The sequence below is a fragment of the Ignavibacteria bacterium genome (assembly GCA_016707005.1).
In the GTDB taxonomy this organism is placed as follows: domain Bacteria; phylum Bacteroidota; class Ignavibacteria; order Kapaibacteriales; family Kapaibacteriaceae; genus UBA10438.
Window position 1 is genome coordinate 725,622 of record JADJIQ010000005.1, and the last position, 15,475, is coordinate 741,096.

Here is a 15,475-nt window from a genome sequence, read left to right on the forward strand (position 1 = left end):
GGGGTTGAGAGTTGTTGATCAGAATGAATCAGGACCAAAGGCATTTGGGAGCAGATCGTGCAGATCATGCCACACATCATTTCTGGAAGGAGTTGTACAGAGAACGGGCATGGAGACCGAACACTCACTCAAGACCTGTCTGCAGGCTCCGCAGGGGGCTGCAGGGGACGCTGTGTCCATCACAACCACGCAGAGGATCAGATCCCTGCGTCCGGCTACAGTTGCCGCTGCAACAGCAGCCCGTTCGGCACAGTTCGTGAGTCCATAGCTTGCGTTCTCTACATTGCACCCTACGTGAATGCCTCCATCGGCATCCACAACGGCCGAACCAACACGAAACGCAGAGTACGGGGCATACGCATGTTCTCTGGCCTCAATGGCAGCAGCAACGGCTGCTTCTACTAGTTTCGGGTCTATCTCCTTCTTCATTTCGCCAATCTACGTATGGATCATGCACGTTCGCTTCTGCGCTGGTACCGAGCCAATGGCCGGGAATTCCCGTGGCGAACGGCAACTGTAGATCCCTATGTGGTGCTTGTCTCGGAGACGATGCTGCAGCAAACACAGGCTTCGCGTGTTGCAGAGGCCTTGCCCCGATTTCTGGAACGATATCCATCGATCGGATCGCTTGCCAAGGCCGGTAACGGCGAGATCATCAGGCAGTGGAAGGGAATGGGCTACAACTCACGTGCAATGCGATTGCGAGATGCAGCAAAGGCTGTTGTCCGTGATCATAACGGAGTGATCCCGTCTTCTCCGGAGATCTTGCTGTCACTGCCCGGAGTAGGTCCGTATACGTCTGCGGCCGTGGCCTGTTTTGCGTTCAACAAGCGTGTGGTGGTACTCGATGTGAATGTGCGTCGGGTCTATTCGCGGCTTGTGAAACGTCAGACGTACACAACCGACGTAGAGCCCGACGAAGTACTGATCCCCTTTGCGACCTCCGTGATACCTCAACGCAGGTCGGCGCAATGGCATCATGCCGTGATGGATCTTGGTGCCACTATATGCACCGCTCGGGCCCCCCGGTGCACGATGTGTCCGCTCGCAGACCTCTGTCCATCAAATGATGTGCTGCTTGCTGCCACTCGCTCCCGAAAACAAGAACCGGAGTTTCGCGGAGAACCGCAGAGGATCTGGCGCGGCCGGTTCATCGAGGTGTTGAGGGGCAGAAGCCCCATGTATCGATCCGTCCTGCCAGACTCTTTACACTCGCTGCACAAAGCCCCCTATCATCTCACGAAGAGGAGTGGTTCACAGCGGTGTTGAGCAGGCTGGAGACTGACGGGTTGATCGTGCAGACTGGGCGAGGGGTGCGCTTGGCCGACTAGAACTGGTAGGACAGACCCATCGAGAAGATGTTGAAGGTGCTCACGTTGTAATCAAGCGCCAAACGCACAGGGCCATAATACACGGAAGCACCGATGGTCCACTTCACGTTCGTATTCCCGGCAGTGACCACCGATGTTTGCGGATTCTGATCGCCCGGCTGCTCCGGTGTTGGTACCGCCGGTTCACCAGGAGGTGGCTTTGGAAGTAGCCCAAGTTCGATCTGTGTTTCCTGCGGGAGAACGTAGGTGTAGGTACTTGTTACGGAGATGGTCTCCCAGGCGAGTCCGGTATAGACGTCCACTACATCCCACAGATTCTTGCTTGCATGAATGTTTGCGCTGAAGATCGTGGCGTCGGCTTCGAGTTTTGATTCAGTAAAGCCAACGGTATTGCGAAGCGTTGTTCCCTGATAGATCCCCTGTACTGCGAGATCGAAATATCTCTCGGGGAAATATTGAGACAAACTGTGCTTTAGACCAATGCCCCAGAACGAGAACTTGCCAACGTTGGGATCGAACTCCACCGGTGGCACGTAGCGCACTAGAAGTTCTGTTCCATAGAACGATCCGATCTCTATCTGTGGCACGGCAGCAATGATCTTTGACATGTCCACGCCTGGTGGCAGGGTGAGGAAGCCAACCATCTTCACATTCGCGAGCAGGTTCTCTAGGCCCGCCTGACCTGCACTATCAAGCAGTTTGTATTCCGGTCTATTTCTGAGGACCTCTAAGAGCTGATCGTTGGTTGGAAGCAGCACCTTGTTGTCGGGCCTGTACCCAAACAGTGTTGCCGCACTATCCGGCGTAACGATGTATCCACTGTCCTGGCAATCCCGGAAAAGCTCCTTCACCAGCATCGTAGCAAGTCCGAGTGTGTCTTCATACGAATCGCCGATCTCGTATCGCGGACCATTCTGATCGATGAAGATCTGTCCGTACTTCGGCAGTTCTGTAAAGACATTCACTCTTGGGCCGAGATCGATGGTTGGTACATACCAGCGCTGATCTTCATTGATGTATCCAACCATTCCGTTGATGCTAACACGGACATATGGCTTGTCTACCGACTTCGGAACGTATGCCCTATCGTAGAATCGTGCGTTCGAGGTTGCATTGATCGTGTTGACCATCGGCTGGATGTAGGGCACGGCGTTACTCTCAAAGAGATCTTTGAGGATCGACCGTGTAAGATCCACAGCAAGCGGATTGTACATCTGCTGTGCATGCGCCGTGAATGTCAGCAGCAGCATTGTCAGTATGGTAAGGGGCTTGCGCATCGTTACCGCAGAAGCTTTGCACGAATGATAAAGTAGATCGGTACAGCGATCATGGCGATAAGCACAAGGCCCATCAGATCAAAGGCCAACGAAAATGCATGCCGGATGATCCACCAGAATACTTTGAGCAAGATGTATCCTGCTGCAAGAGCAAGGATGATTGCGAGGATCTTCTTGATGTTCATGGGTGTTGCAATTCGTGTAACATGGAGCCAAGCTGAAGTGCCGCAGCACGGCGTTCATACTTGACGATCTCAGAGGCGTTCGGGTGTGTGATCTCCTCGCCCCTTCTCCAACGATCAAGAAACGTGCCGACGATCTCAGCGATCCCTTCTACGTTGTCCTGGGCTGCACTATCTCCTGCAGACGTCTCCTTGATCAGGTTAGCGATCGCACTTCCGCCAGGAGCCAATGCAATGATCGGACGTCCAACACCGAGGTATTCATAGACCTTGCCGGGCACGATCTCTGCACTCTCCTTTGCATCATCGACGATAAGGAGCGAGGCCTCGCTCTGCATCAGGTATCCAATGCTCACATCGTGCGGGACATAGCCGATCCGTTCGATGGAGGGGGCAAAGCGCGAATGATCGAGCATTTCGTGCACTTCGTCACCGAATCGTCCAACAAAACGCAGATGGATCTCCTCAGGTCTAACGCGCCCACTCTCCGCCAAAAGATCCAGGGCGGCGAGGAAGGCCTTTGGCGTGCGTCTGCCGTACATGGATCCTGTATAGGTCACAGTGAATCGATCGTTTCGATTATAGGAGACCTGTGGAAAGTCCGACGCATCAAAGCCATTGGGGACGTGTCGGAATTTCGACCGATCAAGCTCGGGATACTTCCGCATTGCATCGTCGATGATCCCCGTCCAAGCACACTCAACAAGATCGGCTTCGCTGAAAACGGATCGTTCAAGTGATCGATCTATTGCTGCCGGCAAGAACCAACGGTCGGGCGTTGTGAGGAACTCGGTCCAGGGATCCCGGAACCCGGCCACCCACGGTAATCCTGTGGTACGCTTGATCGATCGGGCGATCAGGGCACAGGTGTATGGCGGAGACGAGCTGTAAATGGCATCGACGTGATGTTCCTTCACCATCTCAAGCCCCTTTTTCACGGCTGTTAGGAGCCAGCCAACTCGGGCATCGGGGATGAACAGCGTGGCACGGATCCAATTTGTGATGCGTTCCTTCCAGCCACGTTGTTCGGAGCTGGACTTATTCACGTTCACATCGATCGCGCTTCCTTTGTTACCCATGAACCTGCGATAGAGGTCATAGGGCTCCAGGATGGGCACACGCACAACTGTTACGTCAGAAGGGATCTTCTCTAGGAGTGATTCGTCTCGAGCCGGGAAGTCGCCGTTCTCTACTGTTAACACCACCGGACGCCAACCGGCTTCTCGGAGGTAGGTAACATGCTTCAGAACACGCTGAACACCTGGTCCGCCACCGGGAGGGAAATGATAGGCAATAACGAGAACGGTCTTCATGCAGGCAACTGAAAGACAAATGCGGCCTCCATCGCCAAGGCGCGAACGCCCGGGATCGATCGGAGAGCGGTTATCTCAAAGCTCGGGATAGGACGTTGGTACTTCCAACGAAACACCGGACGCAGTCCGAAGTACCGTTCAGAGCGAACACGAAGTCCGGCTGCGTGTGCTGAGGACAGCACCTTCCGCGCCGAGCAGCGTATGGTATGGAGTCTTTCCAATTCCTCTTGGTTCACGGGGTCTCCGCCCTTCACAAAGCCGCCAAACACGGACCACGGAAGCATGTGGAGGAATGGGATCGCTCCGGCCTTAGTTCCCATCAGCTGTTGATGTCCGCCAAAGGCCGAGGTATACGGTGGGAACGTTACCAACACCACGCCGCCCGGTTTGAGCAAACGAGCGATGTTCTTCAGGGCAATGGCCGGATCATCGAGGTGTTCGATCACATCACGCAACAGCACGATATCAAACCGTGCTCTCCACTCGGGCGGTATCTCTTCATAGATCACATCGTGCTGTGTGAACTCCATGTTCAGTCCCAACCCCCTCCACAACGGATCACTTATTTGCGTGAGGAGAGCCCCTTGAATATCTGTACCCAAGGTATATGACGCACCGAGTTGAGCAAAAGCAGCAAGTACCCCACCCTCGGCACATCCGATCTCGCACACTGCAGCATTGGTCGGTAACTGTCCCAGACCCCGCAGCCACGGAATAAGAGTGTGTTCAGCAAGACGGTACTGCATCCGCACATTGCGGATCGTACGTGGGTGCAGGTCCATCTGTGCGACCTGGTCTACAAGATCTTTAGGGAGGGGGCTCATGGAACCTCAAAGATAGCACGGAGCGCGACCGTATCTTTGCGCACCTTCTATGAAGTACTCCATCATCGTGGCCGTGTTCAACCGGCCGGACGAACTCGACGAATTACTCGAGAGCCTCACGCAGCAGTCCTTTACGGACTTTGAGGTCATCATCGTTGAGGACGGCTCTACCGTATCCTCCGAATCCGTTTGCACACGCTATAACGGTAGGCTCACCATCCGTTATTTCTTCAAGGACAATAGCGGTCCCGGTCCGTCGCGGAATTACGGTTGCCGACGTGCCTCGGGCGACTACTTCCTCTTTATCGATTCTGATTGCACAGTGCCCCCTCACTACCTCTCCTCTATCGATGCAGCGGTCACGGATAAGGGGCTTGATGCATTCGGTGGACCGGACAGGGAACACGAGCGGTTCACACCAACGCAGAAGGCCATCAGCTATGCCATGACGTCGATCCTGACAACCGGTGGCATTCGCGGTGGCAAGGTTCGCGTTGGGGGGGCATTCCATCCGCGATCATTCAACATGGGGATCTCCCGCGACGTCTTCAATGCCACAGATGGTTTTGCTCGCATGCGGTTCGGTGAGGACGTAGAGTTCAGCATCCGCATGATGTCTATGGGGTATAACGTTCAGCTCATCCCAGATGCATGGGTCTACCACAAGCGCAGAACCGATCTGAAGAAATTCTTCAAGCAAGTGCACAACAGCGGGATCGCGCGCATCAACATCACACTGCGTCACCCCGGCACGTTGAAGATCACCCATTTCTTCCCAACTGCATTTACACTGTATGTGGTGTTTGCAATGGGCTACACGCTCTTCATGCCGTATGGCTGGACAACACTCGTACCGTTGCTCGTGTATACACTGGCCCTCTTTGCAGAAAGCTCTCTCCGCTATCGCTCTGTTCTTGCTGGACTACGATGCATATCGGCATCATTCGTTCAGCTCATCGGCTACGGCACGGGATTTATACGCGGAATGTTCTGGCGCGTGATCCTCAATAAACCAGAGCAAGGGGCGTTCGAGAAAACGTTTTATGAATAGCGAATAGCGAATAGTGAATAGTGAATAGCGAATAGCGAATAGCGAATGGCGAATGGTGAATAGTGAATAGTGAATGACTTGGTAGCCCATAACGAAGTCGTAGGACAGTGAATAGCGAAAGGGATTCGCTATTCGCTATTCGCTATTCGCTATTCTGAATTCTAGAGGCGTACCTGCACCATGAACGTAAAGTTCAAGTGGTACACAATGCTTTCTGCCGGTTCATTACGGGAGACCGGTGTAAGGAGCTCACCGCGGCCGCCTTCTGCGGTGGGAGTTTCATCGCGACCGATCAGGTTCATTGCTCCCCATCCAACGCTGGTGTTGATGAAGACAGGGTAGTATACCTCGCCCTCGATACCAAGGCGGGCAAGAGCGCCGAGGCGAGTTGCAGAAGGCTTACCGTTGTACGAACCAGATGTGGTTTGAAGAGTATCGCCTACCAACACATTTCGGGTAGAAGAGATCGTGTTTTCACCAACGATCAGAACACGTGCTTCTGCGCCGATGTAGGCGCGGGCGAATGCCCATGGGAACTCAATGAACGACCATTCAAAGCCCGTGAAACAGGTATAGAGTTCGTTCGAGTGAGTAACACGAACGTTGAATCGCTCACTCTTGATCGTCTGTGTTCCGCTGTAGGTGAAGTAATCAAACCCAAGTGGCACGCGAAACTTCTTTTGCTTGTCGAGATCAGCATAGGCGCGCAAGCCCCAACCCATCTGTGCGCCATCAAATCCTCCACCGAATACTGCTTCTTCTTCAGGAACATCGTTTCCACCGGTTACCATCCACTGTGCTGCTGGATTGTCATTTGTGATCCAGTCAGTTGAGAGTCCGGCTGCTACGCGAAAACGTACCTGACCTTGGGCAGAAGCCACAAGGACTACGGGAAGGAATAGCACGAGAAGGATATAGCGGGTCATGTGTGTTCCAAGATCGGGCGGAGTTTTTGAATTGACCGTTCGAATGGAGGAAGGTTACGTCAGTCGTTCACGAACGCTGAATCTCTGATGTTCGAGGTTGTTCTTAACGATGAGTTCTCCAATGAGACCGATGGAGATCAGCTGAACGCCCACGATGATCATCGCCACTCCAAAGAGGGCAAGTGGACGATTACTGAGGGATGTATGGCCTAGAAACCACTCAACCACCAGATAGAGATCCGTGATGAGTCCAACAATAGCAAAAAGCGACCCTACAGCTCCAAAGAAGTGTAAGGGGCGTTTGATGTACCGTGTAGTGAACATTACCGTCAAAAGATCGAGATATCCCTTCAAGAACCGGCTCATACCGAATTTCGAGGAGCCGAATTGTCGAGCTCTGTGCTGAACAGGAATCTCCGTTACGCGAAAACCCTCCCAATGTGCTAATGCCGGGATGTAACGATGCATCTCACCGTACACCTGCACGCTATTGACCACATCGCGACGGTACGCTTTAAGACCGCAGTTGAAGTCATGCAGCTTGATCCCGCTCATTCGCGACGTAACGGAGTTGAAGAGCTTTGAAGGGATCGTCTTGTGCCATGGGTCGTGACGCTTACGCTTCCAACCGGAAACTAGATCGAAGCCTTCATCGAGTTTCGAGATCAAGGCTGGGATCTCGGCGGGATCATCCTGGAGATCTGCATCCATCGTGATCACGATGTCGCCCTTACTTTCGGCAAAGCCAATAGCAAGTGCAGCCGATTTTCCATGGTTTGTTCGGAAACGTATCGCCTTGAAGCGATTATTCCGTGTATGAAGATCCTGGATCACACCAAACGAGTCATCCGTAGACCCGTCGTCAATGAAAAGAACCTCATAGCGACCGCGCGCCACACGCTCAAGGACACTTTCAAGCTGTTTCGCAAGTTCTGGGAGCGACTCCGCCTCATTAAGCAGTGGGACGACCACAGAAACAGAAGAACTCCCTAGTTGCTCAACACGTGGACGTCTATCGCCGCGAGAGTGTTGGTGTCTCGACTGATCACGTCGTTGGAAGTCCGGACGTGGATGATCCTGGCGCGGATGTTCCTGACGTGGTTGCTCGTGTCGTGGTTGCTCCTGACGTGGTTGCTCCTGACGTGGCTGCTCCTGACGTGGTTGCTCCTGACGCGGCTGCTCCTGACGTTGGCCTTCAACGCGATGTACGTCGGGTGACGTACCGTCTGGCCGACGTCGTGGTCGGCGCCTGCGTGATGGCCTATGACCTTGTTGTTCTTCACTCATGAGTTCAATTCCTATTAATCATCACTGACGCACAACTGTGCGAAATGTGATGCTGCCGTCCGGCGCTACAACTCGAAGTACATAGACGCCGGGTACCAAACCTGAGGTGTCGAGCGTCAAATGATCTGCTACAGCTTTCATCTCCGATAGAAGAGCCCCATTCAAATCGAAGACTCCAATGACGGATCCCTCGCGCACACCGTTGACTTCGATATGATCATAACTCGGATTCGGATAGACGGATAACTGTTCCTGTCTATCATCTTCGACGCTCGTTGTAGTTCCATTATACCACACCAAGACCTTGAATCGGGTTCTTGCTGAATTATCCGTGGAGTATGACGTTCCGGGTCCGATCTTTACCTTAACGAAGTTGTTGGGAAAGTCCGTGAACGCATCAACAAGGTATGCCGAGTCGATCAACTCCGGCATTGGATAGTCCCACGTTATGTCCAGTGTACCACCAGTCCACAGGATATTTACATCATAGTCTTCACGAAACCTGATCCCAGGTTTCATCTGTCGAATATCCTTTGGACTGAGCCAGAGGTATTCTGTTGAAGGAGGTATCGTGTAGACAATAAACACCCCTGCAGGCGGTGGGATTGATGGGATCTCTCGTTCCCCAAGTGCAGTATCAACCTCTGCTGTTGCAAGCGGATGTGCCGCGAACGTGAACATTTGCCCTTTGTTCCCAGCTGGGCTTACGTTGATGAATGAGATAGGGAACTCAACTGTCTGTGCAAAGCACATACTGGATCCGACCGCAAAGAAGAGTCCAGTCAAGAACGATGAGAGTCGTAACATTTCGGCACCTACCGTGAATAAAAAAGGGCAGCAGTTACCTGCTGCCCTTTCTTTTGATTGACCATTGAATTAGCGAACGACGGAGACCGAGTTCGTTGCTGTTGTGCCGTTCATCGTAACCTTAACGATGTAGCGACCTTGTGCAAGCGAAGCGGCGTTCATGTCGAAGCCATAGATACCAGCAGTCTTCTCTTCGTCGACGATCGTCGAGACGAGTTGACCAACTGCATCATACAGGGCTACTGTTACGCGACCTGACTGAGGTACTGTTACGTTCACCATACCGACTGTGCTTGTCGGGTTCGGGGATACAGAAACAGTAAGCTCTGTAAGATCTGCTTCTTGACCCATCAGACGGATGTACGGTGTACGACTGTCTGTGATCGTGATCGTGTTATTGCGCCCAGCAACGATCGTTCCGAGAACTGCACCCGAGATCGGGTTCGTTACAACGTACGAGCGGCTTGGGTTGTTTACAACAACGTTGATCGGGAACGTAGCACCTTGAAGCTGGATCATTGGATTCACATCGTCATTGATGTACGTGTGATTTGAGAAACGAACGTCGAAGAGATTGTTCGGTGGAAGCGGTGGAAGTTCGAAGACGTTACGTGCTTCGAGTGTTCCTTGCTGTGCAACGAATACTTCGCCAACGTTCTCAGCATCATCACTGATCATAACGCGTGTTGCATTCGCCTTGATCGATTCGCGAACACCAGAGAAGTTAACACCGCTCTTTTGAAGTGTACCACAGCACATCGAAAGGTATGCTTGACCGCTGATCTTCATCCAGTAGCCGAGGCCTGGCTGGATCTCAGAGACTGCGATATAGCCACGGTTCGTCACGTAGCCATAGATGTCACCAATGATTGCAGGGAAGGCACCTGAGCCGAATGGCAGAAGTGTAACGTTCTCTGTCGAAGTTGGCGACGAAAGCGAACCGATCGTGTTCCATCCATCATAGACACGTGTTTGATACGTAGCCTCGTTGATGTAGCGGATACGCGATCCAGCAACCGTCTTGTCGATCTCATCAGAATACTTCACAAAGTATCCATGGCCTGGCTGGAGACTTGTTTCGTTTGTCTGATACGAGTTTTGTGCAAAACGAATCGGGATGTTCAGAGCGTTCTTGAAGATGTCCTTCCAGTAGCTCGACGATGGGTTCACGGGAACCGAGAGAAGGTTCCAACCCTTGTTGATGACAGGGAAGCGAGCAACCTTTGGAAGCGTGTACTCGATAACGAATGCATCAATGTCAGCATCACGGATCGTGAACGAACGACGTGATCCACCGGTGACCGTACCTTCACGCATGTTCACGTTGAAGCGCGAACCATTAAGGATGTCACGGATGAAGAGATCGGATTCAGGTGTGAATTCGTCTGTATCCCACGAAACAACAACTGGGTAGTTCAGTGCACTTCCGGCATTGAAGCGGCAAGTGTACAGAAGAGTCGTGTCTGTGTAGATCGAACGGATGTCACGTGATGCACTCTTTGGACGTTGTGCCGTAGCAGAGAAGAGATCACCAAGACCATACTGATAGATCGGTTGACCGTCTTTGTCCATTGGGTACCAGCGAGCACCGAATGAATTGAGTGCGTTCACATAAACAGTTTCACCGAACAGGGTGTCTACCATGTCTGTTGCACGGTTGCCAACACCGAACGTGATGTACGTGCGTTCAATTGGGCTGTTGGAGTTACGGATTTCAAGTGTTACACCGCGACCGAGGAACTCTTGACCGCGCTTCCAACTTTCGTTCTCATCGAAGACGTTAGGCTCGTATGGAGTACGGAAGTAGATGAAGGTAACCTTGAGACGAACTGGCGAAACCTCAAGTGAAGTTGACTTGAAGGATACGTACCCAACATAGGTACCGCATACTTCTTGCTCATCACCGTTTGGAAGTTCGTTCGGATCGCAGATCAGACGGAAGTTAAGGTCACGCTGACCAACAGTTGGATCACCGAATGGTGTTACACCAAGTGTTGTGCCAAGGATACCCTTATCCATATACTGGATGTAACCTTCGCGTACTGGCTGTGGGAATGGATTCAGTTCGCCCTGTCCACCCTTGAGGAATGAACGGAACTTCAACCACTTTGAATCTGACTGAACCATGATCTCATAAGCACGCGTACCTGTCACTGCGTTGATAACGTCAATGTCACGCGTACCCATGCCGTTTGGCTGATCATCGTATGTATTGCCATAATCGATCGTGATCGGATCAACAACGAACCACTGTGAACCGTTTGATTGGTCAACGGAGTCAACAAGACGGAACGAAGGATTTGCAACGTTTGTGAAGGACAAACGTGGCGAGATATCCGTTACTTCAAGCCAGATCATACCAGGCTTGGAAGGACGAAGTGGGTCACGAATTTGCTCTTGACCAATACCATCGATGTAGTAGTTGTCTACGCCACCAAGACCTGCAAACTCACCAGGAGCAACGTCACCAGGGAAGGTGATTTCCTTGCCCATTTGGAAGTCGTTGTAGAAGAGAGTGTCGTTGGTCAGGATGATCGGTGTACGAGCACTTTCTTGGTTCAGATTCGGATTCGCTACAACACGGAAGCGCAAGTACACCAGTTCAGTGTATGGGCGCTGATCACAAGGTTGTGTTACATCACCGGTCTGCGGGAGTGGCTTTGCTGAAACAGCTGTCACCATCACACGCTTACCACGAAGGCGGTTCTGAATCGGAGCCGAGATAACACTTTGATACGTTGTGTCGCGAGCAACAAACGTTGTGTACTCGAAATCACGACCCAAGCAACCAAGTGGCGTGAATTGTGGGCCACGGAGTGGTCCATTCTTATCGATACCGATCATTTCAAGAGCTGTACTGTCGTACTGAACCTTGAATTTGAAGCTATAGATCGGGAAGGCGTCATAATCAGCAGTCGACCGCCAGCAGTTCTTGATGAAGACCGGAACAAGAAGTTCACGATCGCCATTTGCGCCGCGGCTTGACGTCCAGATGCGGCCGTCAGGATAATACGTTTGGTTCCAGCCTCCTCCAGAACCTGTCAGCGAGAGCGTCGGCAACTCGGGCTTGTTCGTTTGTGCATGCAGCACTTGCGAACCGAGGCCGATCAATGCTGCAAGCAGGATAACTACGCTAAGCTTAGCGCTATTACCCCAAAGAGCATATCGACGATTCATACGGAACTCCTCAGATGAGTTGATCAAGAGATTCTTCATTTCATTTTCAGTGTTACTGATTTTTTCGAGCCACAATGCCCAACAATGATGTAGGCACCATGTGGAAGACCATCAATCGACAAAAACGTTTCACTCTCCGGACGAATACCTGTTGTGGCAACGAGCATTCCGTCTATCGAGTATACGTTGATTGCGTTCGTCTGTCCATGATAACACTGGCATCTAATGCTCTGGTCAGCAACCAGTAGATCAGCAGTGTCTTCATCGGCAGAGGATGAAACATATACCATTGGGTTTTCACAGATCACATCTATTGTATCGACAAGGCCTGGCTTTACACAGCCACACGAATCGTTGATCTTCAATTCCATGTCGATCTTCGTTCGAATATTCTCAGCTGCCGTAACGCTTCGAAGGTTGATCAACACTCTAGGTCTAGTTATGCCCTGTTGCGAAAAATGGACGATAACCTTACCCCTGTTGATCCGCTCTATTTCGATCAAGTTGGCATCAGTGAGGGAGACGCTCTCAATCACTGCTACGTTGGTGTCTTGTATAGTGTATGTAGCACTTGCCTGTACACTGGAGAGATCAATCAAAGAGACCAGACTGCTTACAGATCCTAAACTGTCTTTTCCTCTGATCACTACACTGTCCCCAAGAGCAAAAACTCCTACGTTCGTCCGTGTTTTTGCATTTGCAACAGCGAGTATCGGCTCGATCGTATAGACAGAGATTGTTCTCTTGAACTCTTCATTAAAAGTTACCGGCCATGGAATTGAGAGTGAATCAAGATCAGAGCACGAACCTTTGAAGTCCCCAGAGATGGCAACGATCGGTTTGTCGCCAATCATCGGTCTCACAATGTTGAAGCCTGCTATCCTCATTTCTCCCGGTACAACCGTATTTAGAGTCGGCTTGTAGTCGAGGTTGGCAGATAGCGTGCCTTCTGTTAAGACATCGGTCGGTCGAGTGACCGCCGTGTCATACCCAATTGTAATGTCAAAGGACATAAGGCTGTCTTGAGATCTCACGATCCCGAGAGTTGGAGCGATCAACCATCGCCGTTCCGAAGAACACACATCAACTACACGATAGGATCGGATCGTTAATGTGTCCTGAGCGGTGAGGCTGCTGGCCGCCAAGACGGCGGCCAGCATACACATCACCAGAGATTTCAACGTGAAGGTCATTGACCGTTCGATCAACGAACGATTGTGACCATGTTTGAAGTATTGACACCTGCACCATCAACGCGTACAACGTATGTACCAGCAGCAACAGATGCGCCGGTTACGTCTGTACCATTCCATGATGCAGAGAGTGTACCAGCAGAAGCTGCACCGTCGAAGATGGTCTGGACAAGCTTGCCGAATGTATCATACACACGGACAACCACGTTACCAGCTTCAGGAAGAGTTACTGCCATCGACACATTTGACGAAGTAGGATTTGGGAACACCGAGACGGCTGCGCCGTTTTCGTTCTCAACCATATTCACCGTATGTGAACCAACGATGGCTTCATTAAAGCGCACGTTAGAGAACTCAAACGATACTTGTTCCTTCATTGTAACGTAGGCAACAGGTTGCGATGCATCGAACGAACCATTACCAGCAACAACAGCAATATCTGCTGTATTGTCGATAGCAACTGTGTTCTTATCGTTCATCACCGGTGTCACGTCAACAATTTCGCCGTTTGTCTCGAAACGAACACCAAATGCACCGTTGTGAACACCATTCATGTACACTGGTACACGAACAAGGCCATTACCGATGTTCGATGGGGTTCCGAACGAAACGTTGTCAGCATACTTCGTCTCTTTGACCTTGCCGAAGTCCGGGCCTGTTGTGTCGTTGTCATATACCCATGGGAGATACGGCAGACGACCCGAGATATAACGCATGATCAAACCAGCATCATACTCAGTTACTTCATAGTAGATCTGATTTAGGCTACTTACGTCAGGAGCCTTGCCACCAGTACCATAAAGTCCATCACCTTCGTACATCACGCGAAGAACTTGCTTTCCTGTGTTCGGACCAATGGTCTGACCAGGGAAGAATTGCTCGACGTCGATCGTGCGGCGCCAAATGATGACTTGATTGCCAACCATTGAGTCAGCAGAGAAGTCACGCTTCAGCTTTGTGAAGTAGTAGCGACCCGAGTGATTAACATCACCTTGGTATGCTTGACGCTTCCAAACAGAGTCGAGAGGGCGCTTAGTTACGATAGAACGCATGATAACGCGAGCATCGTTAACCGTAACCCGACGGTTCTGTGGAAGACCATCGTGACGCTGTCCACCGGCTGCAGATGTGTCTGCATCGCCAAAGCCCCACATATCAAACGTGAGGTAGACGATTGAACCGAAACGGATGCGTGCATCCGAACGGCCACCAGAAGGCTGCCAGATAGATGTTGAGTCCGTACGCGAATTTGCACCGGCTGCCGGCACCCAAAGAAGACCATTCCAGAAGTCAGAAAGGAAACCAGGGAAGCCGCCATTACCCTTGATACCAACTGTAGCACCACGAGTTACGACCGTTGTGTTCGATGTGTTAGGGTTGCCACCAACTTGCCCGTAAGCAAGTTCGATCTCTCCCTGATTGTTATTCGACGAACCACCGAGATAGAGACGTGCTTGGAAGTTGCCAACACTTGAATTGACGCTAGCGTCATTGATGTTGAGGTTCTTCCATTGAATGATGATACAACGGCGCACTGGCTTGATTGTATCGCAAGCCTCATTACGATCTACATCAACAACCCAAGAGATCTCAGATGGCATGTAGCCAAGGCTGATATCTGATGACGTACGGATACGGTGATCTCCCCAAAACGGAGCGATCACATTATCTGGATACGATGAAGAGTTGATGAAAAGACCTTGAGATTGCTTAGCTGGGACGAGCTTTGTGTTGTCAAAGGTGATGAAACCATTGACGCTGACATATACACCCGTGTAGTTGCGACCATTGTAGTTGTATACAATGCCCGAAGGGAACTGAACGAAGGCATAGCCGTCGTCCAGATCATTCACGAACGTAGGTGGCAGAACGAATTGCGTCGGCTGAATGATCGTCTTGTTCAAACGCGCTGTGTTGCAGTTGTCGATGTCCCGGTACGGGAGACCAACGATGAGTTCGGGTTGGCGGAACTGGTTAAAGATCTGTTGCGCCACACCTTCCACTGCACCGATCGCGAACGAACAGAGTACAATCGCCGAAGCAATTAATACCTGTTTCTTCATAGTTACTCCAAGATTTACGACTTGTTGTTTTTTCGGTGTTAGAG

The 15,475-nt window shown here is 51.4% G+C and carries 13 protein-coding genes; 2 read left to right on the top strand and 11 right to left on the bottom strand.

The features are described 5' to 3' along the window. Positions 1-18: 18 nt before the first annotated feature. Complete coding sequence (locus tag IPI29_11460) at positions 19-429, bottom strand: cytidine deaminase (GenBank protein MBK7413161.1); 411 nt, start codon at positions 427-429, stop codon at positions 19-21. 15 nt (positions 430-444) lie between these two features. On the opposite strand from IPI29_11460, the gene IPI29_11465 reads away from it, so the two are divergent. After that, the gene (locus IPI29_11465; protein MBK7413162.1) at positions 445-1,269 is read left to right on the top strand and encodes an A/G-specific adenine glycosylase; all 825 of its coding nucleotides are present in this window, start codon (positions 445-447) and stop codon (positions 1,267-1,269) included. 58 nt (positions 1,270-1,327) lie between these two features. On the opposite strand, the gene IPI29_11470 is transcribed toward IPI29_11465, so the two are convergent. Genes IPI29_11470 through IPI29_11485 form a run of 4 tightly spaced genes read right to left on the bottom strand, consistent with a single transcriptional unit; the run spans position 1,328 to position 4,927 of the window. Beyond that, positions 1,328-2,608 carry a hypothetical protein gene (locus IPI29_11470; GenBank protein ID MBK7413163.1) on the bottom strand — a complete coding sequence of 427 codons (1,281 nt, stop codon included), beginning with the start codon at positions 2,606-2,608 and terminating at the stop codon, positions 1,328-1,330. A gap of 2 nt (positions 2,609-2,610) precedes the next feature. Continuing rightward, positions 2,611-2,793: a hypothetical protein gene (locus IPI29_11475; GenBank protein ID MBK7413164.1), complete on the bottom strand. Its 183-nt coding sequence runs from the start codon at positions 2,791-2,793 to the stop codon at positions 2,611-2,613. Then, on the bottom strand, positions 2,790-4,103 hold the full coding sequence (locus IPI29_11480) for a glycosyltransferase (GenBank protein ID MBK7413165.1): 1,314 nt from the start codon (positions 4,101-4,103) through the stop codon (positions 2,790-2,792). The genes IPI29_11475 and IPI29_11480 overlap by 4 nt, the downstream gene beginning before the upstream one ends. Beyond that, positions 4,100-4,927, bottom strand: a complete 828-nt coding sequence (locus tag IPI29_11485; protein MBK7413166.1) for a class I SAM-dependent methyltransferase — start codon at positions 4,925-4,927, stop codon at positions 4,100-4,102. Before IPI29_11485 ends, IPI29_11480 begins: the two co-directional genes overlap by 4 nt. A gap of 49 nt (positions 4,928-4,976) precedes the next feature. Here IPI29_11485 and IPI29_11490 point away from each other — a divergent pair, with 49 nt between their 5' ends. Further along, a complete protein-coding gene (locus IPI29_11490; GenBank protein ID MBK7413167.1) occupies positions 4,977-5,978 on the top strand; it encodes a glycosyltransferase in 1,002 nt (333 codons plus the stop codon). A 161-nt stretch (positions 5,979-6,139) separates the two neighbouring features. On the opposite strand, the gene IPI29_11495 is transcribed toward IPI29_11490, so the two are convergent. The 6 genes from IPI29_11495 to IPI29_11520 form a co-directional block, all read right to left on the bottom strand. Further along, a complete protein-coding gene (locus IPI29_11495) occupies positions 6,140-6,904 on the bottom strand; it encodes a hypothetical protein (GenBank protein ID MBK7413168.1) in 765 nt (254 codons plus the stop codon). A 54-nt stretch (positions 6,905-6,958) separates the two neighbouring features. Further along, positions 6,959-8,191, bottom strand: coding sequence for a glycosyltransferase family 2 protein (locus IPI29_11500; protein ID MBK7413169.1), 1,233 nt, complete (start codon positions 8,189-8,191; stop codon positions 6,959-6,961). Between the two features lie 21 nt (positions 8,192-8,212). Continuing rightward, the gene (locus tag IPI29_11505; protein MBK7413170.1) at positions 8,213-8,998 is read right to left on the bottom strand and encodes a T9SS type A sorting domain-containing protein; all 786 of its coding nucleotides are present in this window, start codon (positions 8,996-8,998) and stop codon (positions 8,213-8,215) included. A 69-nt stretch (positions 8,999-9,067) separates the two neighbouring features. Further along, positions 9,068-12,175, bottom strand: coding sequence for a T9SS type A sorting domain-containing protein (locus IPI29_11510; protein MBK7413171.1), 3,108 nt, complete (start codon positions 12,173-12,175; stop codon positions 9,068-9,070). A gap of 35 nt (positions 12,176-12,210) precedes the next feature. Then, positions 12,211-13,368: a hypothetical protein gene (locus tag IPI29_11515; protein MBK7413172.1), complete on the bottom strand. Its 1,158-nt coding sequence runs from the start codon at positions 13,366-13,368 to the stop codon at positions 12,211-12,213. 11 nt (positions 13,369-13,379) lie between these two features. Continuing rightward, a complete protein-coding gene (locus tag IPI29_11520; protein MBK7413173.1) occupies positions 13,380-15,431 on the bottom strand; it encodes a T9SS type A sorting domain-containing protein in 2,052 nt (683 codons plus the stop codon). Between the last annotated feature and the right edge of the window lie 44 nt (positions 15,432-15,475).

Bases quoted from the DNA above. Each gene is read 5' to 3' on its own strand.
- IPI29_11460 (MBK7413161.1), bottom strand. From the start codon at position 429: ATGAAGAAGGAGATAGACCCGAAACTAGTAGAAGCAGCCGTTGCTGCT.
- IPI29_11465 (MBK7413162.1), top strand. From the start codon at position 445: ATGGATCATGCACGTTCGCTTCTGCGCTGGTACCGAGCCAATGGCCGG.
- IPI29_11470 (MBK7413163.1), bottom strand. From the start codon at position 2,608: ATGCGCAAGCCCCTTACCATACTGACAATGCTGCTGCTGACATTCACG.
- IPI29_11475 (MBK7413164.1), bottom strand. From the start codon at position 2,793: ATGAACATCAAGAAGATCCTCGCAATCATCCTTGCTCTTGCAGCAGGA.
- IPI29_11480 (MBK7413165.1), bottom strand. From the start codon at position 4,103: ATGAAGACCGTTCTCGTTATTGCCTATCATTTCCCTCCCGGTGGCGGA.
- IPI29_11485 (MBK7413166.1), bottom strand. From the start codon at position 4,927: ATGAGCCCCCTCCCTAAAGATCTTGTAGACCAGGTCGCACAGATGGAC.
- IPI29_11490 (MBK7413167.1), top strand. From the start codon at position 4,977: ATGAAGTACTCCATCATCGTGGCCGTGTTCAACCGGCCGGACGAACTC.
- IPI29_11495 (MBK7413168.1), bottom strand. From the start codon at position 6,904: ATGACCCGCTATATCCTTCTCGTGCTATTCCTTCCCGTAGTCCTTGTG.
- IPI29_11500 (MBK7413169.1), bottom strand. From the start codon at position 8,191: ATGAGTGAAGAACAACAAGGTCATAGGCCATCACGCAGGCGCCGACCA.
- IPI29_11505 (MBK7413170.1), bottom strand. From the start codon at position 8,998: ATGTTACGACTCTCATCGTTCTTGACTGGACTCTTCTTTGCGGTCGGA.
- IPI29_11510 (MBK7413171.1), bottom strand. From the start codon at position 12,175: ATGAATCGTCGATATGCTCTTTGGGGTAATAGCGCTAAGCTTAGCGTA.
- IPI29_11515 (MBK7413172.1), bottom strand. From the start codon at position 13,368: ATGACCTTCACGTTGAAATCTCTGGTGATGTGTATGCTGGCCGCCGTC.
- IPI29_11520 (MBK7413173.1), bottom strand. From the start codon at position 15,431: ATGAAGAAACAGGTATTAATTGCTTCGGCGATTGTACTCTGTTCGTTC.